The organism is Ruegeria sp. AM5, from assembly GCF_056540645.1.
In genome coordinates, this window is record NZ_JBQFXC010000018.1 from 15,599 (window position 1) to 39,710 (window position 24,112).

Sequence of the window (24,112 nt, forward strand, 5' to 3'; positions counted from 1 at the left end):
CATTGTGAAGCCATGAACGCACCGCTGACTCTGACCTCGAAATCCCCATTCGACACTGCCGAAGTTGCCACCAAACTGGGTGGCGCATTGCAGTCTGGCGATACTATCCTGCTTGAAGGTACGATCGGCAGCGGCAAAACCCATTTCGCACGCGCATTGATCCAATCTCTTCTGTCCGCGCCCGAAGATGTGCCTTCGCCGACCTTTACTCTGGTTCAGGTTTACGAGACGCAGCTTGGTGAGGTCTGGCATTCAGACCTCTATCGTCTTTCTGCCGTGGAAGAGATCGAAGAGCTGGGGCTGGTCGACGCCTTCGACGTCGGCATTTGCCTGATCGAGTGGCCTGAAAAGCTGGGTCCCCTGACGCCAGAGCCGGCCTTACTGATCCGGTTCACCACAGACGCCAACGAACAAGATACGCGACAACTTAAGATGTCGTGGACAGACCCGAAATGGAACGCCAAGCTGGAGGGGATCCAATGACGAACCGGGCCATTCTGGCAGAAGCCTTGATCGCGCAGACACCATGGAACGGCGCACGGCATACGCCTTTGGCGGGTGATGCATCAAACCGCCGGTACGAGCGTCTGACCGACCCTGCCACCGGCCGGACCGCCGTTTTGATGGATGCTCCGCCCGACAAGGGCGAAGCTGTTGAACCCTTCGTGCGTATGTCGAAATACCTGCGTTCCATTGGGTTGAGTGCGCCGGAAATCTACGCCGAGGACTGCGAATACGGGTTTCTGTTGCTCGAAGATTTGGGCGACGATCTGTTCGCACGCGTCTTGCGGGACGATCCGACGCTTGAGCGCACGCTGTATGACGCCGCAACCGATGTACTTGTCCATCTTCACGCGGCGCCGACGCTTTCGCTAGACAGTTACGACCCCGCTCTGATGACCGAATTGGCGGCGCTGTCGTTCACGAAATATGCGCAAGGCATTCTTGGATCGCACGACGACGAGGCCCGCGCCCGGTTTGAGCTGCGCTTTGCGGATATCCTGCACCGGGAAACCGGCGGAACGCGGGTTGTTGTGCAACGCGATTACCACGCAGAAAACCTGATCTGGCTGCCCGAGCGCGAAGGTCTGGCGCGCGTCGGTCTGCTGGATTTCCAAAGCGCGATGCTGGGGCATCCCGCCTATGACCTGATGTCACTGCTACAGGATGTGCGTCGGACTGTGCCCGCCGGGATCGAGATGCGGATGATCGACCGCTATATCACCGCAACCGGCGTCGATGGGCATGATTTCCGCACCGCATATGCTGTTCTGGGCGCTCAGCGTAACCTGCGCATTCTAGGCGGTTTTGCCCGGCTGGCGACCGATTATGGAAAGCCACACTACGTCGACCTGATCCCGGCTGCGTGGGCACATTTGATGCGCGATCTCGAACATCCCGCGTTGGTGGCGGTGGCAGACCTGTTGCGCAGCGCCCTGCCCGCCCCAAGCCCCGAAAACCTGGAAAAGCTGAGGGCGCAATGATCGGCACCCCCCAAGCTGCAATGCTGTTTGCCGCAGGCTTTGGCACCCGCATGGGTGCCCTGACCAAAGACCGGCCCAAACCGCTGATCGAGGTGGCCGGGCGGCCCTTGATTGATCACGCACTTGATCTGGTCGATGCGCTGAGGCCGCTGCGGGTTGTTGCCAACCTGCACTACCACGCTGATCAGTTGGCTGATCATCTGGCGGGCCGCGACGTTATGATTTCGCGGGAAGAAACGCGCATTTTGGATACTGGTGGTGGGCTGCGCGCAGCGCTACCTCTGCTTGGATCCGATCCGGTATTCACCTTGAACAGCGACGCAATCTGGGCTGGGCCCAACCCGCTGAATTTACTGAAGGATCAGTGGAATCCGGATAAAATGGATGCGCTGCTGATGTGCGTTCCAGTTGGGCAAACCCTTGGCCACACAGGCCCTGGTGACTTCACTCAGGACAGCACAGGGCGGATCGTCCGCGGTGCAGGTCTTGTTTACGGCGGGGCACAAATTCTGAAAACCGAAGCGCTGCATGACATCGCTGAGGACGTGTTTTCATTGAACGTATTGTGGGATCGAATGCTGCAGCAAAAACGCCTGTTCGCACTGTCTTACCCCGGTCGCTGGTGCGATGTGGGGCGTCCCGAGGGTATTGATCTGGCCGAGGGGTTGATTGCCGATGTTTGAGCCCAGCGCCCTGCCCCGGGTCTTCGCCGTTCCTCCGGGAGCGGATTTTCCCAAGGTGTTGGTTGACGGGCTACATGAGCGGTTTGTGGGGCAGCCGCCCGACGCGCTGGCCCGGGTGCAACTGGTGATCAACACCCGCCGGATGGCGCGCCGGGTGCGCGATCTGTTTGATCAGGGTCCCGCTTGCCTGTTGCCACGCCTCTCTTTGGTCACCGATCTTGGCGAAAGCGCCGATCTGGCGCAGATCCCACCCGCAATCCCGCCTCTGCGTCGCAGGCTGGAGCTGACGCAGCTGATCGCAAAACTGTTGGACCAGCAACCCGATCTGGCGGCCCGGTCCTCGCTGTTCGATCTGTCTGACAGTCTGGCCGGGCTGATCGACGAGATGCAGGGGGAAGGTGTCTCGCCCGATGCGATCAGGCAACTGGATGTCAGCGACATGTCCGGCCATTGGGCACGGGCGCAGGCCTTTATCGGCATCGCCGATCAGTTCATGGAATCCGGTTCGAACGCGCTGGATGCGCAGGCCCGACAGCGGCGCGTGGTCGAGAACCTGATCGCGCGCTGGGAGGCGTCGCCGCCCGAACATCCTGTCATTCTGGCAGGCTCTACCGGGTCTCGCGGGACCACCCTGATGCTGATGCAGGCGGTCGCGCGTCTGCCTCAGGGGGCGCTGGTGCTGCCTGGCTATGATTTCGACCAGCCTGAACATGTTTGGCACAATCTGGATAACCCGCTGACATCTGAGGATCATCCTCAATACCGGTTCCGCAAGCTGATGCTTGGGCTAGGGCTTGGCCCGGATCAAATCCGGCCATGGACCACGGATCAGGCCCCTTCACCTGCCCGTAACAAGCTGATTTCGCTTGCATTGCGCCCTGCCCCGGTCACCGACGCATGGATGACTGAAGGCCCGCTCCTGCCCGACTTGAACGGTGCGACCAAGGATGTGACGCTGATCGAGGCGCCCTCGCCCCGGGCAGAGGCCTTGGCCATTGCGCTACGCCTACGGCAAGCGGCCGAGACCGGCCAGACCGCCGCGCTAATCACCCCCGACCGGATGCTAACCCGGCAGATCAGCGCCGCACTGGACCGGTGGAATATCCTGCCCGATGACAGCGCGGGCCTGCCACTGCAGCTGTCTCCGCCCGGGCGGTTCCTGCGCCATGTCGCCGGGCTGTTCGTGCGCCGCCTGGATGGCGAGGCTCTGTTGACGCTGCTCAAACACCCACTGTGCCATGACGGGGGCGACCGGGGCAGCCACCTGCTGCATACCCGCGATCTTGAGCTTGACCTGCGTCGCTATGGCCCGCCCTTTCCCGACAGCGCCAGCCTGACCGCTTTCGCCATTCGTACTGAAGCGCCCGAGGACTGGGTCCGCTGGGTTACCGAGACTTTTTGCGATCAATACGACCCCACCGAACAGCCACTGCCGGACTGGGTCGCCCGGCTTCGCACGCTGGCCGAGATGATCTCGGCAGGTGCAACCGGTGAATCTGGCACATTGTGGGACAAGAACGCGGGCCAGAAGGCGCTTGCGGTGATCTCTACTTTGGAAGCCGAAGCACAGCATGGCGGCGCGATGACCGCCCATGACTTTGCCGACCTTCTGGGCGCGTTGTTGGCAGGTGAAGAAGTCCGCGACCGCGATGCACCTCACCCGCATCTGATGATCTGGGGCACGCTGGAAGCGCGCGTTCAGGGTGCGGATCTGCTAATTCTGGGTGGCTTGAACGAAGGCAGCTGGCCCGAGGCTGCGGCACCCGACCCCTGGCTGAACCGTCAGATGCGCAATGAGGCCGGTCTTTTACTGCCCGAACGCAGGATCGGCCTGTCCGCGCATGACTTCCAGCAGGCGGCAGGTGCTGCAGAGGTGGTTTTGACCCGCGCTACCCGCTCGGATGATGCGGAAACCGTGCCATCCCGTTGGCTGAACCGCATGACCAACCTGTTACAAGGCCTGCCTGAACAGGGTGGAACTAGGGCGTTAGAAGCAATGCAAGCGCGGGGCCAACGGTGGCTGGATTGGGCAGAAATGCTGGAACATGCACCCCGAATCGCACCCGCGCACCGCCCGTCGCCACGACCACCCGTCGCGGCGCGGCCACGGCGGCTATCGGTGACCGAAATCAAACGCCTGATCCGCGATCCGTACGCCATATATGCCCGGCATATCCTGCGATTGAGACAACTGGACCCGCTGGTTCAGGCGCCAGATGCCCTGCTACGCGGTATCGTCATCCACGAGGTGATGGAACAATTCGTGCGCGACAGCGTTCTGGATCCGGCTTTATTGACCCGAGAAAATTTCCTGAAACGCGCCAAAGCTCTGCTGGACGACCACGTTGCGTGGCCAACTGCCCGAAAGCTGTGGCTGGCGCGGCTAGAGCGGATTACCGATAGCTTTCTATCCGCCGAGATTCAGCGCCGCGCCGATGGCGGGCCTGTGGCTTTTGAGGTTGGGATGCGCCTGGCGTTGACGCCGCTGGACTTCACCATTGCCGGACGTGCCGACCGAATCGATCGAAGCGGACAGGGGGCCTTGCGTATCATCGACTACAAGACGGGCACTCCGCCGACAGAAAGCCAGCAAGCCAAATTCGACAAACAACTGCTGATCGAAGCTGCAATGGCCGAGCAGGGCGGTATCGAAGGATTCGATCCGCTTCCCGTTGCACAGGCGATCTTCATTGGCATGGGCGGCACCTATAAAGAAGTGCCCGCACCGCTGCAGAAAGAGCCGACCGACAAGGTGCTGGCCGAACTGAAAGAGCTCATTTCAGCCTATTTAGAGCCTGATCAGGGGTTCTCTTCACGCAGGATGCTGCACAAGGACACGGACATCGGGGACTATGATCACCTCGCCCGGTTCGGCGAGTGGGATCGTTCGGCGGAAACCGAACCGGAGGACCTGACATGACCCCCCGCAATGATGCCACCGAACGGCAGGTTCAGGCCGCGCGCCCGGACGCCTCAACCTGGCTGGCGGCCAATGCGGGCTCGGGCAAGACCCGGGTGCTGACCGACCGGGTGGCGCGGCTGTTGCTGGATGGCGTACAGCCGCAGCATATCCTGTGCCTGACCTATACCAAGGCCGCGGCCAGCGAGATGCAGAACCGGTTGTTCAAACGTCTTGGCAAATGGGCAATGTTGGGCGACGGCGACCTTCAGTCTGAGTTGGTCGAACTTGGCGTACCGGGCGTGATCGATCCCGACCGGTTGGCGCAAGCACGGACCCTGTTTGCCCGCGCTATTGAGACGCCTGGTGGCCTGAAAATCCAAACGATCCACTCCTTCTGTGCTTCGCTGCTGCGACGGTTCCCGCTTGAGGCGGGGGTCAGCCCTCAATTCTCCGAAATGGAAGACCGGGCTGCGGCGTTGCTGCGCGAAGAGATCATTGAAAGTTTTGCCGACGGCCCTCAGGCCGAATTGATCGAAGACGTTGCCCGCTTTGTCACCGATACCGGTTTTGACAAACTGACTGCCGCTGTTGCGCAGAAACGAAATCAGTTTGAACATGTGCTGCAATGGCCGGACGTTCTGCGACGGTTTGATCTGCCCGAAGGTTTTGATGAACAGGTCCTGCTGCGTAACGTGTTTCTGGGCGGTGAGGTCGAACTGATCCAGTCCATTTTACCCGCGCTTTCGGAAAGCGGAGGGAACAATGCCAAGGCCGCCGATAAGCTTGTCGGCTTTACCGACGCCCGGCCGAGCAAACTGACGATACTTGAAAACGTCCTACTGACGGGTAAGGGCGCGAAAGAGCCCTTTGCCGCAAAACTCAACAGCTTTCCAACCAAGGCGCTGCGTGAAGGGGTGCTGGCAGATCGGATGCCCCAGCTCGAGGCCCTGATGCTGCGGGTCGAAGCCGCGCGGGAACAGCGACTGGCGCTGGTTGCGGCCCAGAAAACCCACGTATTACATCGCTTTGCCGCGGCCTTCCTTCCGGAATACGAGCGGCGCAAGCAGGTTAGGGGTTGGCTGGATTTTGATGACCTGATCCTGCGCGCGCGGCAGGTTCTGAACGACCCGGCGGTGGCGGAATGGGTGCTGTACCGGCTCGACGGTGGCATCGATCACATTCTGGTGGACGAGGCGCAGGACACCAGCCCGGATCAATGGGACGTGATCGAAAAATTGGCTCAGGAATTTACCAGCGGGGAAGGGGCCCGATCCGGCGTTGAGCGCACGATCTTTGTGGTGGGCGACAAGAAACAGTCGATCTATTCCTTCCAGGGCGCCGATCCGCAAGCCTTTGACCAGATGCAGGCCGAATTTGGACGAAAACTTCAAGAATCAGGCTCTAAACTGTGGGATTCAACGCTGGAATATTCGTTCCGCTCGTCCAGCGCGATCCTTGGGCTGGTCGATATATTGTTCGAAAACCATATAGAGGCCGGGTTCCACAAGGATGCCTTACACCGGGCATTCAAGGCCGATCTTCCTGGGCGCGTCGACCTATGGCCGGTGATCGAGAAAGTTGAAGACGAGGATGACAGCGATTGGACCGATCCCGTTGATCGACCCGGCGCACGGCATCACACCGTCATTCTGGCAGAACAGGTTGCCCGGTCGATCAAGGATATGATCAGGGGTGGCGCCACCATTCCCGATGATGGCGATGCGTCGGGGACATTTGTCCGGCGCAAAGTGCAGCCCCGCGACTTTCTGATCCTTGTCCAACGCCGCTCGGACCTGTTTGCCGAGATCATTCGCGCCTGCAAAAGCGAGGGCCTGCCCATCGAGGGGGCAGATCGCCTGAAGGTGGGCGCGGAATTGGCGGTCAAGGATCTGGCTGCTTTGCTTAGCTTTCTGGCCACACCCGAAGACAGCTTGTCACTGGCGACAGTCCTGAAATCCCCACTGTTTGGCTGGACGGAACAACAGTTGTTCGATCTGGCTCATCGCAGGGAGGAAACTTATCTATGGGCAGCGTTGCGCAATCGTGCCGAGGAGTTCCCGGTAACGCTTGCGATTCTGAACGACCTACGCGGTCAAACCGACTTTCTGCGTCCTTATGATCTGATCGAACGTATCCTGACGCGCCATGACGGGCGACGCAAACTGCTGGGCCGGCTTGGGGCCGAGGCTGAGGATGGTATCAACGCGTTGCTGTCGCAGGCGCTGGCCTATGAACGGACAGATATCCCAAGCCTCACCGGTTTTCTGGTCTGGATGCAAACCGACGATCTGGAGATCAAGCGCCAGATGAGCGGAGTCGGCAATATGATCAGGGTGATGACCGTTCATGGCTCGAAGGGATTGGAATCACCGATCGTAATCCTGCCGGACACTGGTAAACGACAGCCACCACGAGATGCCGAGATCATGATGGCGGGCGATACTCCGTTGTGGAAAGTGCCTTCTGATGCCTCACCTGCATTAATCGCAGCTGCGCGCCAAGAAGCCAGAACGCGCGAGGAGAATGAGCGGCTGAGGCTACTCTATGTGGCTCTAACACGGGCAGAAAAGTGGCTAATAGTGGCGACCGCCGGGGATGTAGGCAAGGATGGCAACAGTTGGTATCAGATGGTTGAGGCTGCGATGGTGCGGGCAGGGGCTACTCATGTACCCGGCACCCAGAACCTTCGACTAGCGCATGGAGATTGGGAGGCTTTGCCCGCTGTTGAACAGGGCAGCATCCCGCACAACGAACAGCATTTGCCTGTATTTTTTGACCACCCCGCGCCAAATGCACCCGCGCCAGCCGAAACGCTCAGCCCCTCTGATCTTGGGGGTGCGAAGGCCTTGCCCGGAGATGCGGGGCAGGATGAAGAGGCGGCGAAACGACGCGGATCGCAGCTGCACCTGTTGCTCGAACATCTTCCTGCTGCCGCACAGGATCAATGGCCGCAGCTTTGCGCACGGCTTCTGGCCGATATGCAAGATGTTGAGCGGCAAGATCTGCTGACTGAGGCCACTTCGGTGCTGACGGCCGAATATCTGAAACCGGTCTTTGGCTCGGATGCGCTGACCGAGGTTTCGGTCTCTGCCGATCTGAACGGCACACGAATGCATGGGGTCATCGACCGGCTGATTATCACGGATACAGAAGTGCATGTGATTGATTTCAAATCCAATGCGACTGTTCCGACCGGGCCAGAATCCTGTCCCGAAGGGCTGTTGCGCCAGATGGCGGCCTACGCCCATGCCCTGTCGCAAATCTATCCCAATCACAGTATCCGCACCGCTATCTTGTGGACGCGAACCGCGCACCTGATGTGGTTGCCACACGATATGGTGACGGACGCTCTGACACCGAACCCTATATCTTGACCTTGCCCGGTGCCGCACCTAGGTTCTGAGCCCAAGCATTCCCAGTCAGGAGACAGACATGTCGACCGTAGCCGTTACCGACGACACCTTTGACGCCGAAGTCAAGAATTCCGATATCCCCGTCGTGGTGGATTTCTGGGCCGAGTGGTGCGGCCCCTGTAAGCAGATCGGCCCCGCCCTGGAAGAGCTGGCCAGCGAATATGGTGGCAAGGTGAAGATTGCCAAGGTCGATGTCGACAGCAACCCAAACTCAGCCGCGGCCATGGGCGTGCGCGGGATTCCGGCGCTGTTCATTTTCAAAGACGGTCAGGTGGTTTCGAACCGCGCTGGCGCGGCCCCCAAGGCGGCCCTGCAAAGCTGGATCGACGAGTCGATCTGACCTTCGCTAGTGTCCGAACGCAAAAAGGCGCCCCGCATTAGGCGCCTTTTCTTGTGAAAGCCACTGCGTGACAAGAGTTTAGACTCACTTGATGGTCCACCTCACCGATACTCCCGCGCCGTCTTTGTGGGTAAATGTAACGGTGTCGTCTGCGATTGAAACCACCTGACAGTCGCGGGGCATCACTTCACCGACGATCACGATTCTCCGACAGTAATACCTGTCTTTCCACTCCCACGTGCCGCTGATACTGCCACCTTTCGGGCCTTTGCCCTCAACCGTGCCGTCCTTGTGAATTGTCACCCAGGTTTCGCCTTGAACCAGCTTCTTATCAACGATCAGGTTCATAAATTTCGCTTTGTTTTCTATGACTTCAGCGGATACGCTTGGCGCCAGAAGTTCAAACAACAATAATGATGACATGAGCCGAAAATACGTCATGGAATCAAACCTTTCATAGATCGTGTGCTTAAACAGACAGAATTCTAGTCGATTGCTGCGGTACACACCAAACATTCGGGTTTCGTGGTTTGGCCGTATGCAGTTCACTGTACTGGTTCTTTCAATTCGCAAGAACTCGTGCAGATTATCGGGTCATCAGGAATAAGGAGGCGACATGCCCAAAACTCGGGTATTGGTGGAATTCGGTATGGGTACGTCGCTTCGGCGCGAAGACTATACCGAAGCTGCGCTGCGCGCGCTCAAGGATGCGCTCTGGCATAACTCGGTCAATATGGCGGAATTGTTCGGATTCCCGAAAGAGGCCATGATCATCGACGCGGAAATCGGTGTACAGCAACCGGACCGGGTGGATTCGCAGGCGTTGAAGGCCATTTTCCCCTACGGCCAGCCCAACATCACGGTCACACATGGTGGTTTGGATATCGACAAGCCCCATTCTGAGGGTCGCACGGTGATCGCCAACGCCGCGATCGTAGTCTCATTTGATATGGAGCCCGCCCGATGACGGAAAAACGTATTATTCTGGAGATGGGGACCGGCAACGATCTGTATGGTCAAGACTATACCAAGGCCGCGCGACGCGCTGTTCAGGACGCGCTGCACCACTCGTCCATCACGCTGTTTTCCAAACTGGGCATCAGTCATGAGGAGATGCGCGTTGAGGTCACGATTGGCGTTCAGCAGCCTGAGAAGGTTGATTGTGATCTTGTCGCCTCGGATCTGCCGCGGGGCCGCGCCTCGGTTCGGGCGGTCAAAGGGGGACTGGATGTCGAGGATGCCGAGGCGGGTACCCGGCATGTCGTAGCCACTGCTGCAGTTGAGGCTTATCTGCCTGATCTCGCAGGTAAATTCGTCGAAAACTGAAAAAGAAAAAGCCGCTCAATCGAGCGGCTCATCTTATAAATGTTCAAATCCTGGATCAGAACTTGGAGATATCAGCGCGGGTCAGCCCGACGTCTTCCAGCTGCTCGTCGCTCAGTTGCGACAGTTGGTTGCGTGTCTGATATGATTTGTACCATTCGACAACGTTTTCGAATGCATGAGAGAATGCGTCCACTGCGTGCAGGATGGTGACTGCTCCGCGCGGCGCATGGGTTTTTGCGATTGCGTTTGCCATGTGCTTAGTCCTTTTAACAGAAACAGCCGACCCGTTGTCGGTTGTAAGCCTCATGTAACTCCGGCGGCTGAGTCTCACAAATGCTGACTCAACAGCCCCGGTTTGCGTTTACTGCATATCTTTTGGGCAGTTTCAGAACCGGTTGCGCAGAACCCGTGCCCGGCCCATATATGGCAGCACGGATAACGGAGGCATTCATGGCAGACAGCGATTTTCCCGGATGGCACGGCACCACTATTATTGGCGTCAAGAAGGGCGGGCAGGTTGTCATCGCCGGGGACGGGCAGGTCAGCCTGGGCCAAACCGTGATCAAGGGCACTGCGCGAAAGGTGCGTCGCCTGACACCGGGCGGGTTCGAAGTGGTCGCCGGATTCGCCGGATCTACGGCGGATGCGTTCACGCTGCTGGAACGTCTGGAAGCCAAGCTTGAGGCGACGCCCGGCCAACTGGCGCGTGCTTCGGTCGAGCTGGCCAAGGACTGGCGCACCGACAAGTATCTGCAGAAGCTCGAGGCGATGCTGATTGTGACCGACGGCAAGGATCTGCTCGTGATCACTGGGGCAGGGGACGTGCTTGAGCCGGAACACAACGTCGCTGCAATCGGGTCGGGCGGCAACTTTGCCCTGGCGGCGGCCCGTGCGATGATGGATAGCGACAAACCAGCCGAGGATGTGGCGCGTGAAGCTATGGCAATTGCTGCGGATATCTGCGTCTATACCAACGGCAATCTGACGGTTGAGACGATCGGGTCATGAGTGCGGTTCTGGCAGCGATATTTGGTGGGCTGATTGGCGGTATTGTTGGGCCGATTGTGCTTGAGGAATATCGGAACCGGAAGCACGCCAAGACATGGAAAGAGCCTCGCAAGAAGCTGCTTGAGTCCATGTTGAGGGATACCAAATACAAGTTCAAAACTCTGGAACGGCTCAGCAGAACAATTGGCTGTACCGAAGATCAGACACGCTCGCTATTGATCGAGCTGGAAGCCAGAGGCGCTGTTTCAAAGAAGACCAAAAAGGAAATTTGGGCACTGATAGAGCGCGCGCCATTACAGGAAAGCCAGCGCAAACTTGACGAAGAAGAAATTGAGGAAGAGCAGGAGTAGGTGACCCCCTCCGCTCTATCGGCTGCTCTTTACGCCAATAGCGCTTTGATCTCTTTACCCTTCCACCTCAGATGCATCCCGATCAGGCCCATCAGGGCAGTGACGATGACAATGTAGTAGGGGACGCGGATGTCGATGCTCATCAATCCGCCTCCGATCAGGGACATGATACCGCCTGCTAGGCAGAACACGGCTGTGGTCACGCCCATGACCCAGCCCTGATCCGTTTCGGCAACGCTGGATGAGAACAGGCCTAGCAGCGTCGGGTAAGAAACGCCGAAGAAGAAGTAGAAGAAAAAGACCGGAATATAGCTCAGCACCCCGCTGGGGCTGAATGCGAAGGCAAAGCCACAGATCACCATGGTGACCAATGAGGTGTAGATGATCTGGTGCTTGCTGAACCTCTCTTGCGCTGGTTTCACAAGGAAGGTGCTGGAAAAGGCCAGCGCAACGCCAATGACCACCATCGCCATGCTGCCCCCAATTACGCCATAACCCCACGCGCTGGTCAGGAAGTTGTCGACGAATACATAGAAAGTAACGTTGGCGACCATGAACAGGGCGTAAACTGGCATGATCTTCAGAACCAGCGGGTGCTCGCGCACAGCAATAAGACTGTCGGTGATGTCGCGTGGGCGGAAAACAAAAGGTTCACGCTCGGTTCTGGTATCCTTGAAGAACGCGGTCACAAGAAAGATTGCAATCAGGACCAGTGCAAACGCCCCGTAGAAAGGCGTTTTCAATGTCGCCGCGCTGCCCAATAAGGCTGCATCGGACAGAACCGCGCCTATGATCGGTCCTCCGACCAAGCCAAAGCTGACACCGGTCACAATATAACCCATGTTGCGGTCGCGGTCGGCAGCGTCGGTGCTGCCATCGATCATTGCCGCTTGTGCGATGGGCTGATTTCCAGCCGTAAACCCGGTGATTGAACGACCAATGATCAGCAGAAGCAGGCTGTTGAGATAAAGCGCTGCGATGGTCAGGGCGTAGCCGACCAGCGCCCCGGTCAAACAGACCAGAAGAGCATTCTTGCGCCCGATGGAGTCTGAAACTTTCGAGACATAGATCACCCCCAGAAACCAAGACAGGAAGAAGCAGCCGATCACCAGACCATAATAAAAGTGCCTTGTGCCCATGGCTGTGCTTTCCGGCAAGAAGCCGGACTTCGTTTCCATGATCAGGGAGTTGATGATGGGAAACACCAGCCCTTGTCCGATCAGGTCAACAAAGACCACAAACAGCAGGGTGATCTTGGCAATCTTGGTCATGAAAACGCCCCCAGTTCCAATATCTTGAGGCGAGTGTAACAGACAGTTGCCCTGTCACCTAACGGCGTGTCAGAGGCCGGAAAGCCCGACCACTGAAGGGTGTGATTACTTCAACGAAGCAACTCCCAGCGGGACGCCAGCAACCTCGCACCAAATGTAAACTTCGTTGTAGCCCGAGACATCCATGGTTGGCGGCACGGCATAGGATTGCTTGCCGGTCAGGTGCAGCAGCGCGCCCAGTTTGCTGTCTGGGGCGTATGTGCCGTCCTTACCAAATGCGACACGCGGGTCGGGGCCGTTGTCCAGCGAAAAGTCGTCGCCCAGTTCAACGATGTAACGCTCGCCATCTTTGACCAGTTTTACCGAACCGGTAGTGACGTGGTTCGAGCGGCCTTCAAATGTGCCTTTCTTTTTTGCGCCACCGGCCAGGGCAGCGGTGGTGCCGACCAGAGACAGGGCCGCGCCGGTAGCTGCAGCTTTCACAAAAAGCGAACGACGAGTCATCATGATGAGGTATCTCCCTAATGTCATACGGACGCAGAGTCCGTCGCGAAAGGTTATGCCGCAGACGCTGTGCATCTGGCGATTCACATCACCACGAAATTCCGTGTGCTGCCCGTGAGTTACCGTGATCTTCTCGTGATCGGCTTGTGTTTTCGCGCCGTATGATTAGGTTCCGCTGCGAAACATACGGATAGAACACATATGACCGACCTGACCCCGCGCGAGATTGTCTCGGAACTGGACCGCTTTATTATCGGGCAGAAAGACGCGAAACGCGCCGTCGCCGTGGCGCTACGCAACCGCTGGCGGCGCAAGCAGTTGCCAGATGACATCCGCGATGAGGTCTATCCGAAAAACATTCTGATGATCGGACCCACCGGCGTTGGCAAGACCGAGATCAGCCGCCGTCTGGCCAAACTGGCCCGCGCACCCTTCATCAAAGTTGAAGCCACCAAATTCACCGAGGTCGGCTATGTCGGTCGGGACGTTGAACAGATCGTGCGTGATCTGGCTGACGCCGCAATCCTGCAAACCCGCGAGTATATGCGCGAGGATGTCAAAGCCCGCGCCCATCAGGCCGCCGAGGATCGCGTGATCGAGGCGATTGCAGGAACCGACGCCCGCGAAGCGACGCGCGAGATGTTCCGCAAGAAGCTGAAGGCTGGTGAGCTGGACGATACCGAAATCGAGTTGGAACTGTCCGATACCACGAACCCGATGCCGATGTTCGATATTCCGGGCCAGCCGGGTGGTCAGATGGGGATGATGAATCTGGGTGATATCTTCGGCAAGGCCTTCGGTGGACGGACCGTCAAGAAACGCATGACTGTGGCTGAAAGCTATGAGGCGTTAATTGGCGAAGAGGCCGACAAGTTGCTGGATGACGAAACTGTCAACCGTGTGGCTTTGGAATCGGTCGAACAGAACGGCATCGTGTTTCTGGATGAGATCGACAAAGTCTGCGCCCGATCCGATGCGCGCGGAGGCGATGTCAGCCGGGAAGGGGTTCAGCGCGACCTGCTGCCTCTGATCGAGGGCACCACTGTCAGCACCAAACATGGCCCTGTGAAAACCGACCATATCCTTTTCATCGCATCCGGTGCGTTTCACATCGCCAAGCCCTCGGACCTGCTGCCAGAACTTCAGGGCCGTTTGCCGATACGCGTGGAGCTGCGCGCCCTGACAGAAGAGGATTTCGTACGTATCCTGACCGAGACCGACAACGCTCTGACCCTGCAGTATACTGCCCTGATGGGCACTGAAGAGGTCACGGTCAGTTTCACCGAAGACGGGATCGCAGCCTTGGCCCGGATTGCGGCGGATGTGAACCAAAGCATCGAGAATATCGGTGCGCGGCGGCTTTACACGGTGATGGAGCGCGTGTTCGAAGAGCTTTCGTTCACCGCACCGGATCAGGCGGGGGCTGAGATCACCGTCGATGCAGGTTTCGTGAATGACAATCTTGGCGAGCTGACAAAATCCACAGACCTCAGCCGTTACGTTTTGTAACAGGTGCCAGCCGGATTTTGCCAATGAGTCGTGCCCTCAGGCTGGACGCGGGGCGGGAATACGGTAGCGTAGCCCTGTAACTTCACAGGGGCAGAGCGTGCTGCGCTATTTCATCATCATTGTGACGCTGTCTGTGCTGACCGCCTGTGCGGATCGGTCTATCACAGAGATCACACCCGAAGCCCTTAAGGTCGGCACCCCCGCCACGGTCTTTGCCGCCACTACCCGGGCGCGCGAGCCGGATGGCAGCTACGGAGCTAACCGTGCCGAGGCATTGCGTTACCTTGAGATGACCGTCTCGATTCCGCCGTCGCACACGCCGGGTGAACTCAAGTTCTCATACGCGAACCCGAATCCGAACAAACAGTTTGTCGTGGCCGATGTTACCGAGTTCTCTGGTCCGCAGGATCTGAAGTCCCGTCTGCGTGGCGTGGATGACGTGGTCATCTTTGTTCACGGGTATAACGCCACGCAGACCGAGACCGCATTTCGGGCCGCTCAGCTGAGCCATGATATCGGTATCCCCGGAACTATTCTGATTTATTCCTGGCCCAGTAAGGCACGCGGCACCGGTTACGCCTATGATCTGGACAGTATGCTGTTTGCCCGAGACGGGCTGGAACAGACCATTAGATTGCTCAAATCAATGGGCGTAAAGCGGGTCGTCCTGATAGCGCATTCGATGGGCAGCGCACTATCGATGGAGATGATGCGGCAAGCCGAACTGCGCGAGCCGGGATGGGCAAGCCGCAATCTTGAGGGGGTCATCCTGATCTCACCTGATCTGGATGTGGATCTGTTCCGATCCCAGATGAACAGCATCAAGAGCCCGCCCGACCCGTTTGTGGTGATGGTGTCCCAGAAGGACAAGATTCTGAACCTGTCGGCTCGGCTGCGCGGCACCGCGGACAGTCAGAGGTTGGGTAATATCAGTTCGGTCGACGCATTGGCCGAATATCCGATCAGCGTGATCGACACAACTGCATTCAACAGCGATGCGGGATCATCTCATTTCGTGGCGGCGACGTCTCCGGCGCTGCTGGCCATTCTCAGTTCGGTCCGCCGGGTCAGCAACACCTTTGGCCCCGACCGGCCTGGCATCGATGTCCTTGTCCCACCCAGCGAGCGCAGCGCAGATGGAGCGACCGAGATTGTGCTGACCGAGACCGGACAGGCGCAGGTCAGCGCGCCCTGATCAGGCACGCATTCGATGATCGGGGTCCAGCGATGGGATCGCATCCAGCAACCGCTTGGTATAGTCTTGCTTGGGAGCGGCAAACAGTTCGCGCGTTGGGGCGCTTTCGACGATCTTGCCGTGATACATCACAACCACAAAATCGCAGGTATGGGCCACAACCGACAGATCGTGGCTGATGAACATGAAGGTCAGGCCCATATCTCGCTGAAGGGATTTCAGCAGGTTCAGGATATCCGCCTGAATCGACACGTCCAGCGCCGCCACGCATTCATCGGCAACTACAAATCGCGGGTTGCAGGCCAGCGCCCGCGCAATCGAAATCCGCTGACGCTGACCGCCCGAAAACGCGTGCGGATAGCGTCGCAGATGTTCAAGGTTCAACCGGCATTTGCCCGCAATCTCGCGAACCCGCGCATCGGTTTCCTCACGCGATGCGGTCAGGCCCATCACCTCCAGCGGTTCGGCTATGATATCACGCACGGTCATCCGAGGACTAAGCGCCGCGTAAGGGTCCTGAAAAATCAACTGAGCCCGACGGCGATAGGACTTGAGATCGGTTGCTGACATTTTGGTCAGATCGAACTGCTCTTCACCATCATCATAGCTTGCGCCACCGCTGGTGATTGGAACCGCATTCAGCAATGCGCGGCCAAGTGTTGTCTTGCCCGAGCCGGACTCGCCGACCACCCCAACAAAAGCCCCTCGCGGGATTTCGATCGAGACGTTGTCGACCGCCTTCAGCGTGCGCTTGTTAAACAACCCGCCACCAAGGGGAAATTCGACTGACAGGTTTTCGGTTTTGATCAATGCTTTTGTCATGGCTGGCCTGGCACGTCTTCGGGGAAAATGGCTGCGAAATGGCCGGGGCTGACCTCGGTCAAGGGTGGGCGTTCCGTTTCATATCGCGATCCGGGTTTGAGTTCCGGGTTGCGTGGATGGAACACGCAGCCTGATGGCCGCTCCAGAGGTGAGGGGATATCGCCGGGGATCGGGGTTAGCGGTGCGTCCAGATCATCGAGTTTGGGTAACGCGTTCAGCAGGCCACGCGTATAGGCATGTGCCGGATGGCGGATCACCTCACGCACAGGTCCGCTTTCCATGATCCGACCCAGATACATCACCGCAACCCGGTCGGCGGTTTGGGCGACGACGCTTAGGTCATGGGTGATGAAGACGATGCCCATGCCGAACTCGGCCACCAGATCCTTCATCAGATCCAAAACCTGAGCCTGAATGGTCACGTCCAGCGCCGTTGTCGGCTCATCCGCGATCAGCAGTTTGGGCTTGGTCGAAAGCGCCATGGCGATCATCGCCCGCTGACGCATCCCGCCCGACAATTCGAAAGCGTATTGGTTGAACCGGGCCGCTGGTTCAAGGATACCCACCCGGTCCAGCATTTCGATCGATAGTTCTTTGGCCTGCTTTTTGCTGAGATCCGTGTGGATCAGCAACTGTTCAACCATCTGCTTGCCGATGGTGATCGCGGGGGCAAAGCTGGCCATCGGCTCTTGAAAGATCATACTGATCGCCCCGCCGCGCACAATCTCCATGTCCTTGGGCCGCTTCAGCGCCATGATATCAACCGGGCCGCTGTCGAGATGCAGATCGATCCGGCTTTCCGGCGCATAGATCGCGTTGGGTGGATTTAGTTTCATCAGTGACTTTGCCGTCACTGATTTTCCCGATCCACTTTCGCCGACCAGCCCGAGCACCTCGCCTGGGGCGAGTGAAAACGAAACATCCTCAACCGCCGTGATCAACCCTTCATCGGTTTTGAACTGAACGGACAGGTTTTCGACATCGATCAGGCTCATTTGCGGGTCTCCGAATAAGGATCAGCCGCATCGCGCAGGCCATCGCCAACGAACACGAAAGACATCACGAGAACGACAAAGAAGATGACCGGGATGAAATACCATTGGTAATTCAGCAGAACATCCGCCTTGGTCACATTCTGCAACATCACGCCAAGTGAGTTGACCGGATCTTTCAGCCCCAGCCCGATAAAGCTGAGCGCGGTTTCGCTGAGGACCATATAGGGGAACGAGATCACCAGATCGACGATGATGTAGCTGGTGAAGCTGGGCAGCAGATGACGCCGGATGATGTGGCCCGGCGATGCGCCGCAAAGCTTTGCCGCAAGCACATATTCCTGATTGCGTTCGGTCAACAGATGGGTGCGAACTCGCCGTGCCAGCGTCGGCCAGCCGACCAATCCCAATATGGCTGTGATGACAAAGAACCGTGTCTCGGCCGACCATTCCGGTGGAATGAAGGCCGCAATCGCCATGAACAGAGGTATGGCCGGAACCGTACGGATCGCATCGGTGATCATTTGGATCACACTGTCGACCATTCCACCGTAATATCCAGCCACCCCTCCGATCGCGAGCGCCAGCACGAACGAAATCATCACCCCAAGCGTTCCGACCTGTAGCGACGTCCAAACCGCATGCAGTGTACGGCTGAAGATATCCTTGCCGGCACTGTCGGTTCCGAACAGGTGAACATAGCCCTGATCGACACCAAACAGATGGATGTTACCGGGAATGACTCCAAACAGCTTATATTTGTCGCCCCGAACGAAGAACTGGATATATCGGCGTTCATCCTCGTTCACTTTCTCGACCCAGCGGAAATTGGTCGCCAACGAGCGTTCGCGGGTTACCCCGTGCAGGAACGGGCGGATCGAGCAGCCATTCTTGTCGCAGAATTTTGGAATCTGCGGGGCTCCGTTCAGATAGTCTTTGTCACGCCCTGCGGCGGTCGGATCGTAAGGCGACAGGAACGGAGCAAAGATGCCCGACAGGATCAGGACGACCAGAACTGTGGCCGCAATCATCGCCGCGCGCTGTTTCTTGAATCGGGCCCAGATCAACTGACGCTGCGAGGCGGTGAAATAGGCTTCTTTTGCCTTTTGGTTGTCGATTGTCGCAGTCATCTGGTCACCTGAGGATACTTTTGCGCACGCGCGGATCAATCACCGCAAGCAGAATGTCGGTGAAGAAATTCAACGTTACGATTGATGCCGTCAGCAGAAAGATGATGGCCCCCGCAAGTTGCTGATCATTGGACCGCGCCAACGCTTCAAGCAAAAGCGCACCGGCTTCAGTCAATGTCAGGATCAGCGCCACAATGGGCAGTTCGTTGAAGATCCGGTTCAGGTCAAAGCCAAGGCTGTTGACGATCGGCCCCAGCGCATGACGGGCCGGATAGCGCCATAACAGGCGGCGGCCATAAATGCCCCGCGCTGCAGCAGCGGTGACATACAGCTTCCCGATCTCATCCGACATCAACGCGCGCACGGTCTGCAGCGCAAAGGCTGTGGCCGACCAGCCCAGAATGAAGATCGGCAGCCAGGCGTGTTTCAGCAAATCGAGGAACTTGCCCCAAGACCAAGGCGCTTCTTTGTACTCGGGCGAGAACAGCCCGGTCAGTGTCTCGCCGAAATAAACGGTTGAAACCAGCATCACCATCAGGGCCAGCAGGAAGTTCGGCATCGCCAGACCCAGATAGCTGACGATCCGCAGCGAGTTGTTCAATACTGCACTGCGCGAGGCGGCAGAAATGATGCCCACAGGGATTGCAATGGCATAAGCCAGCGTCAAAGCGCCAAGGCAGATCCACAGCGACAGCCAGAACTTGTCGCCCAGCAGCTGTGCAATATTCACCCGCAGGATGCAGCTTTCGCCGAAATCGCCACGAAATGCCCCTGACAACCAAGTGGCCCATCGGGTCAGGAACGGTTGATCCAACCCCAGTCGGGCGCGTTCTGCTGCAACGTCAGCAACGGTGATCGCGGACCCTTGGGTGTTTTTATACGCCAAATAGCGCTCGGCACAGTCACCGGGCACCAGTTCCATCAGTGAAAAAACAATCAGCGATACGATGACCAAAGTGACCAACGCCATAACCGCCCGGGTGGCGGCAAATCTGCAGAATTGCAACATATCTGTCCCCGCGGGATGCGCAAAGGCGGGCGCGGGCGCCCACCTTCTTATCTTCTCAACCTTATTCGCTCAGCCACCACTGGGCGGGGCGGTAAGGATAGGTCCGATAGAACTCGTAAGACTGCGTTTTGAACTCGGTAAAGTTTTGCAGGTTGTTCGAGTGATAGATCGGGGCAGGAGCATTCACGGTACCCAGGAACAGCAGCTCGCCGGTCATGATCTCGACCATCTTCTGCGCGGCGGATACTGACGCATCAGAGCCGGGTGCACTGGACTGATAGGTGTCCAATGCAGTCTTCAGATCCGCGACCCAAGCCGGCGGCTCAACACCGTTTTCACCGTTTGAACTGATGTATTCAGCCCAGAGCATACCTGTGCGTACGTCGAAATAGCCATCAAACGGAGGCACCCAGATCTCGCTGTCCCCGAGGATCGACCCGGCTGGCTGGCTCTTCAGCCAAAGGCCCATATCCAGCGAGTTGGCCGTTTGTGCGGCGCGGAATTCGTCGGATGTCACCTCTTTGATCGCGGTGTTGACGCCAACGTCTTTCCAGTTCTGAGCAATCAGTTCCACCAATTGCGCCGAAGCTGGCTGGGTCGAGAACTGCCAATCCAGAACAAACGGATCACCATTCGGCAAGTCGCGGAAGCCATCACCGTCCTTGTCGACAAGACCGACTTCGTCCAGCAGCGCATTGGCGCGCTCTGCGTCGAATTCGATCTCATGGTTCGACCATTTTTCGTCGATGAAATCGGGACGCGGCGAGAAGCCGATGTACTGTGTCGGCGTTCCCAGACCAAATGCGACAACCTCGTTCAGCTGGTTGCGATCCATCGCAACAGACATCGCAGTTCTGAACCGGATATCATTAAAGATCGCGCGCTTGGCCTCGTCTTCTGCGGTCACATTGAAGGTCAGAACCGGATAGCCGATCGAAGGCTTCACCTCGACCGTGTAGTTACCGTTCTCCTGACCTTCGAGCAGCACCGGAGCGGATGTCAGGTTAACACCTTGCGATTTGTAATCGACCTCGCCATTCAGCAACTTAAGGGTGCGAACTTCTTCGTCCGGAACGTAAGTTTCATCCATTTCCGAAATGTAGGGAAGCTGGTTACCCTGCGTATCGACCTGGAAGAAATAGGGGTTGGCCACGTAGTGACGACCCTCGGTGCTCTCCTTCACAAGGATATGGCTCTCCAGCGTCGGCATGGTGTCGGTGGGAAGACCCGCCAGTTTGTCACCGGCTGTCAGCATCGGAGATGGCGTATCCATCCAGTCCGAGTTGCCATAATAGGCCTTGATCAGCTCGTACCCGTTTTCATAACCAAGCGCCTGCGCGTTGGCGTCGGCGTTGTCATCCAGCGCCGGGTGGAACTTTTCAAAGAAATGCTTGGGCTGGTAGGGCTGCACATAGGTGAACGAGAATGTCTCAGTCAGGCCAGGCTTGGGCGCGGCAAGGGTAAAGCGGACAGTGGTGTCGTCCAGCGCTTCGACCTTCATGGGCTCACCGCCCGCCAGCGCATAATCCTTCGCTTCGGCGATGACATTGGTGTCCATCATCAGATTGTCGTACCAGAACACAACATCTGCTGAGGTGAACGGTGCACCGTCCGACCATTTGTGACCTTCGCGCAAGGTCACGGTAAGCACGGTGAAGTCATCGTTCCATTCCCAGGATTTCGCCACGTTGGGCACCAAGGTCTGCAGGTCGTCGGAATAGCGGAACAGGTTGACGTGACGCACCGAAAGGAAGTCCGAGGTGCCGCTTTCTGTGGCGTTGGAGAGCGCGTCCAGAACACCGCCATACTGACCTATCGAGTCATAGGGTACGATGACCAACGGGTCGGCCGGCAGACGATCTGCCACGGCCGCAAGATCGCCATTGCCACGGATCATGCCGTTCAGATCCCCAATAGCCGGGTTTTCGGCAAAGCTGAGCGTACAGTTTGCAGCTGATTGAAACTCGGACAGATCAAACTGCTGAGGATAAGCACCGGCTGCGACGCCCTGCATATCCGCGACGGTTGCAGCAGGACAATTGGCCCAGGCCGCGCCCCCGATTGTGGCAAAGGCCACACCTGACATAAGAAGCTTTTTCATGTTTTCTCCCTAGGTTTTGTTTATTTCGTTTTGCGTTTCCGAGAGCCCGATTTGCCCGCTTTGCTTTCGGAGGTTTCTTTGTTCTTTTTTTGCTTCCGGGGCTCTGTTTCATCTGGCCCGGATTTGACATCGTATTGCGATGCAATGTGCACTTGGACCCCAGCTTGCTTGAGAACGGGTGCAAACGCATCGGGTGGCGCGATATCGGTCACCAGATCCGTCACCTTGTCGAACGGGCAAGACACGTTGGCTGCCTTTGCACCGAATTTAGTGTGGTCCGCTGCAACGATCATGCGATGCGTGTTCCCTTGCAGCGCACGGGTCAGATCCGCCTCCAGCGGGTTCGAGGCCAATACGCCTCCAACCAGCGACAGTGCATCCGCGCCGCAGATCACCGCGTCATAGCTGTACTGACACGCCAGTTCTTCAGCCGCACGGCCAAAACTGCCTCGCTCGGACCGGATTACTTCGCCCCCTGCCAGAACGGCGCGCGTGCCATTGTGATCGGCCAGGGATGCGACAACTGACAAAGAGTTGCTAACGACGGTCAAACCCCGCAGCTCACGTAGTTGCTCGGCCACATGAGTCATGGTCGAGCCAACGGTGATGAACAACACCATCTCGTCCTCAAGCAACCCGCAGACCCGCTTGGCGATGTTGGTTTTCTCGTCGGCATTATACTCCAACGCGCCCGAAAACATCGGTGTATCCTGCGCCCGAGACAGAAATGTGCCGCCATGCACACGCTCAACCTTGTTCGCGCGCGCCAGTGCCTTGACCAAACGACGCACAGTTTCCTCAGAGACGTCCATGATCTGGGCGATCTGAGTGTTGCGCGCTGACCCCCCCAGCCGCGCAAGGACATCCAGCAGCTCTCGGCCACGATGTGGGATGGTTACGCTATCATCATCCATTTTCAGACTCGGTCACATTTTCGCGCAAAAATCCACAATAAATGTAAATCTTTTGCGACAATTTTGGTTTTTTTGCCTTTTCCGGTCAACATGGCACAGCAAACCTGCAGTTTCATGCGGCGTGACAGGTGGATTTCAGATCTCTTGCAAGAATCATTCAACTCATCCCAGCATGTGTTCATGACGACAATGCGATCAGCGTCACGCCTGCAGCCATCATCACGGCTGCCAGAAGGCGTCGCATGGGATTGCCTTCACCCAGGAACAGAAATCCGATCAGGGCCGCGAAGATCACTGAAGTTTCGCGTAAGGCTGACACGACGCCAAGCGGAGCGAAATTCTTGGCATAAAGCACTAGGCCGTAAGCCGTCATCGACACCATTCCGCCTGCAATCCCAATCGCCCAGATGCGCAGAGGCAAATCAAGCACACGCGCGCCTCGCCGTAGCGCGACAAAGCCCACAACAAAGATATGCAGAACCGAATGCCAGGCCCAATAACTCAGGATGTTGCCTGACACCCGCACGCCCAGGCCATCCACAAGCGAGTAGATGGAAATAAAGCAGCCCGTTCCCAATGCGAAAACAAGCGATGCCCTACCGACCCCTTGCCTCAAAACCGACCAGCTGGACAGTTGAATGCCGGTGGCAATCACCGCGATCCCAATCCAGGCCTGCGTCGGCAGATGTTCGCCTGCAAATATCACGGCCCAAAGAGCGACCAGCGCAGGAACCACACCGCGCGCGATCGGGTACACCACACTGAGATCACCATGCCGGTAGGCCTGATTCAGCATGTAGAAATATCCGAAATGAACAACGGTCGAACCTGCCAGATATGGCAGGCTCTCGACATTCGGGAGCGGCAGAACCGCCACCATCAGCGCCCCCGGGATAACATGCCCCAGTGCAACCAGACCCAGCGTGACCGTTCGGTCAGCGGCCGTTTTTACAACCGTGTTCCAGATCGCATGCAGTAACGCGGCCGCAAGGATTATGAGAACGATTTCAGCGCTCACTGTCAGATCGCCGTATTAAACAGCTCAGTGATGTTTTGTTGGTTGAGTTGGATCGGATTCCCTCCGCATGAGGGGTCGATGATTGCGCCCTGGACCAGTTCGGGGATGGCGGCTTTGGTGACGCCGAGGTCGGAGAGATTG

General features: G+C 57.8%; 23 protein-coding genes and 1 pseudogene. 12 read left to right on the forward strand and 12 right to left on the reverse strand.

The window, feature by feature from the left end; all coding sequences use genetic code 11:
* Positions 1 to 12 precede the first annotated feature (12 nt).
* From tsaE to trxA, 6 genes are read left to right on the forward strand one after another with little or no spacing between them, the layout of a single operon-like run.
* Entirely contained in the window at positions 13 to 483 is a 471-nt protein-coding gene (tsaE, locus tag ACR0AH_RS20310; RefSeq protein ID WP_170733766.1) for a tRNA (adenosine(37)-N6)-threonylcarbamoyltransferase complex ATPase subunit type 1 TsaE, read from the forward strand.
* Positions 480 to 1,484, forward strand: coding sequence for a phosphotransferase (locus ACR0AH_RS20315; protein WP_170733765.1), 1,005 nt, complete (start codon positions 480 to 482; stop codon positions 1,482 to 1,484). Before tsaE ends, ACR0AH_RS20315 begins: the two co-directional genes overlap by 4 nt.
* Entirely contained in the window at positions 1,481 to 2,167 is a 687-nt protein-coding gene (locus ACR0AH_RS20320) for a nucleotidyltransferase family protein (protein WP_480593495.1), read from the forward strand. The genes ACR0AH_RS20315 and ACR0AH_RS20320 overlap by 4 nt, the downstream gene beginning before the upstream one ends.
* A complete protein-coding gene (gene addB, locus ACR0AH_RS20325) occupies positions 2,160 to 5,087 on the forward strand; it encodes a double-strand break repair protein AddB (protein ID WP_480593496.1) in 2,928 nt (975 codons plus the stop codon). Before ACR0AH_RS20320 ends, addB begins: the two co-directional genes overlap by 8 nt.
* Positions 5,084 to 8,443 (forward strand): double-strand break repair helicase AddA, encoded by a 3,360-nt coding sequence (gene addA, locus ACR0AH_RS20330; protein ID WP_480593498.1) that lies wholly within the window; start codon positions 5,084 to 5,086, stop codon positions 8,441 to 8,443. The genes addB and addA overlap by 4 nt, the downstream gene beginning before the upstream one ends.
* Before the next feature lie 58 nt (positions 8,444 to 8,501).
* Positions 8,502 to 8,822 (forward strand): thioredoxin, encoded by a 321-nt coding sequence (gene trxA / locus ACR0AH_RS20335; protein ID WP_170397826.1) that lies wholly within the window; start codon positions 8,502 to 8,504, stop codon positions 8,820 to 8,822.
* A gap of 84 nt (positions 8,823 to 8,906) precedes the next feature.
* Here the strand turns inward: trxA and ACR0AH_RS20340 are convergent, their stop codons facing one another.
* The gene (locus tag ACR0AH_RS20340) at positions 8,907 to 9,245 is read right to left on the reverse strand and encodes a hypothetical protein (protein WP_480593500.1); all 339 of its coding nucleotides are present in this window, start codon (positions 9,243 to 9,245) and stop codon (positions 8,907 to 8,909) included.
* A gap of 193 nt (positions 9,246 to 9,438) precedes the next feature.
* Here ACR0AH_RS20340 and ACR0AH_RS20345 point away from each other — a divergent pair, with 193 nt between their 5' ends.
* Complete coding sequence (locus ACR0AH_RS20345; protein ID WP_170397821.1) at positions 9,439 to 9,789, forward strand: Lin0512 family protein; 351 nt, start codon at positions 9,439 to 9,441, stop codon at positions 9,787 to 9,789.
* Positions 9,786 to 10,148, forward strand: coding sequence for a Lin0512 family protein (locus ACR0AH_RS20350; RefSeq protein WP_170514195.1), 363 nt, complete (start codon positions 9,786 to 9,788; stop codon positions 10,146 to 10,148). The genes ACR0AH_RS20345 and ACR0AH_RS20350 overlap by 4 nt, the downstream gene beginning before the upstream one ends.
* A 55-nt stretch (positions 10,149 to 10,203) precedes the next feature.
* On the opposite strand, the gene ACR0AH_RS20355 is transcribed toward ACR0AH_RS20350, so the two are convergent.
* Positions 10,204 to 10,401, reverse strand: a complete 198-nt coding sequence (locus tag ACR0AH_RS20355; protein WP_480593501.1) for a DUF1127 domain-containing protein — start codon at positions 10,399 to 10,401, stop codon at positions 10,204 to 10,206.
* Between the two features lie 197 nt (positions 10,402 to 10,598).
* On the opposite strand from ACR0AH_RS20355, the gene hslV reads away from it, so the two are divergent.
* Together hslV and ACR0AH_RS20365 are read left to right on the forward strand one after the other, a co-directional pair.
* Entirely contained in the window at positions 10,599 to 11,156 is a 558-nt protein-coding gene (hslV, locus tag ACR0AH_RS20360) for an ATP-dependent protease subunit HslV (RefSeq protein ID WP_170397812.1), read from the forward strand.
* The gene (locus ACR0AH_RS20365; protein ID WP_170425354.1) at positions 11,153 to 11,506 is read left to right on the forward strand and encodes a hypothetical protein; all 354 of its coding nucleotides are present in this window, start codon (positions 11,153 to 11,155) and stop codon (positions 11,504 to 11,506) included. Before hslV ends, ACR0AH_RS20365 begins: the two co-directional genes overlap by 4 nt.
* Positions 11,507 to 11,535: 29 nt before the next feature.
* On the opposite strand, the gene ACR0AH_RS20370 is transcribed toward ACR0AH_RS20365, so the two are convergent.
* Both ACR0AH_RS20370 and ACR0AH_RS20375 read right to left on the reverse strand, forming a co-directional pair.
* Complete coding sequence (locus tag ACR0AH_RS20370; protein ID WP_480593503.1) at positions 11,536 to 12,777, reverse strand: MFS transporter; 1,242 nt, start codon at positions 12,775 to 12,777, stop codon at positions 11,536 to 11,538.
* Positions 12,778 to 12,882: 105 nt separating this feature from the next.
* The gene (locus ACR0AH_RS20375) at positions 12,883 to 13,284 is read right to left on the reverse strand and encodes a DM13 domain-containing protein (protein ID WP_170397803.1); all 402 of its coding nucleotides are present in this window, start codon (positions 13,282 to 13,284) and stop codon (positions 12,883 to 12,885) included.
* 198 nt (positions 13,285 to 13,482) lie between these two features.
* Between ACR0AH_RS20375 and hslU the strand changes: the two genes are divergently transcribed.
* Both hslU and ACR0AH_RS20385 read left to right on the forward strand, forming a co-directional pair.
* Positions 13,483 to 14,790, forward strand: coding sequence for an ATP-dependent protease ATPase subunit HslU (hslU, locus tag ACR0AH_RS20380; RefSeq protein WP_170407914.1), 1,308 nt, complete (start codon positions 13,483 to 13,485; stop codon positions 14,788 to 14,790).
* A 97-nt stretch (positions 14,791 to 14,887) separates the two neighbouring features.
* Complete coding sequence (locus ACR0AH_RS20385) at positions 14,888 to 15,985, forward strand: alpha/beta hydrolase (RefSeq protein ID WP_170397799.1); 1,098 nt, start codon at positions 14,888 to 14,890, stop codon at positions 15,983 to 15,985.
* Here the strand turns inward: ACR0AH_RS20385 and ACR0AH_RS20390 are convergent, their stop codons facing one another.
* From ACR0AH_RS20390 to ACR0AH_RS20425, 8 genes and pseudogenes are all read right to left on the reverse strand, one after another.
* On the reverse strand, positions 15,986 to 16,807 hold the full coding sequence (locus ACR0AH_RS20390; RefSeq protein ID WP_480593505.1) for an ATP-binding cassette domain-containing protein: 822 nt from the start codon (positions 16,805 to 16,807) through the stop codon (positions 15,986 to 15,988).
* Complete coding sequence (locus tag ACR0AH_RS20395) at positions 16,804 to 17,802, reverse strand: ABC transporter ATP-binding protein (protein ID WP_170513428.1); 999 nt, start codon at positions 17,800 to 17,802, stop codon at positions 16,804 to 16,806. Before ACR0AH_RS20395 ends, ACR0AH_RS20390 begins: the two co-directional genes overlap by 4 nt.
* Complete coding sequence (locus tag ACR0AH_RS20400; protein ID WP_170397790.1) at positions 17,799 to 18,929, reverse strand: ABC transporter permease; 1,131 nt, start codon at positions 18,927 to 18,929, stop codon at positions 17,799 to 17,801. Before ACR0AH_RS20400 ends, ACR0AH_RS20395 begins: the two co-directional genes overlap by 4 nt.
* A 4-nt stretch (positions 18,930 to 18,933) precedes the next feature.
* Positions 18,934 to 19,938, reverse strand: a complete 1,005-nt coding sequence (locus tag ACR0AH_RS20405) for an ABC transporter permease (RefSeq protein WP_170397787.1) — start codon at positions 19,936 to 19,938, stop codon at positions 18,934 to 18,936.
* Between the two features lie 61 nt (positions 19,939 to 19,999).
* Positions 20,000 to 22,039 (reverse strand): ABC transporter substrate-binding protein, encoded by a 2,040-nt coding sequence (locus tag ACR0AH_RS20410; RefSeq protein WP_170625355.1) that lies wholly within the window; start codon positions 22,037 to 22,039, stop codon positions 20,000 to 20,002.
* Positions 22,040 to 22,059: 20 nt separating this feature from the next.
* Positions 22,060 to 22,953 (reverse strand): DeoR/GlpR family DNA-binding transcription regulator, encoded by an 894-nt coding sequence (locus ACR0AH_RS20415; protein WP_170397781.1) that lies wholly within the window; start codon positions 22,951 to 22,953, stop codon positions 22,060 to 22,062.
* Between the two features lie 178 nt (positions 22,954 to 23,131).
* Entirely contained in the window at positions 23,132 to 23,971 is an 840-nt protein-coding gene (locus ACR0AH_RS20420; protein WP_170407899.1) for an EamA family transporter, read from the reverse strand.
* 2 nt (positions 23,972 to 23,973) lie between these two features.
* A pseudogene (locus tag ACR0AH_RS20425) lies at positions 23,974 to 24,112 on the reverse strand (iron-containing alcohol dehydrogenase); the annotation flags it as partial.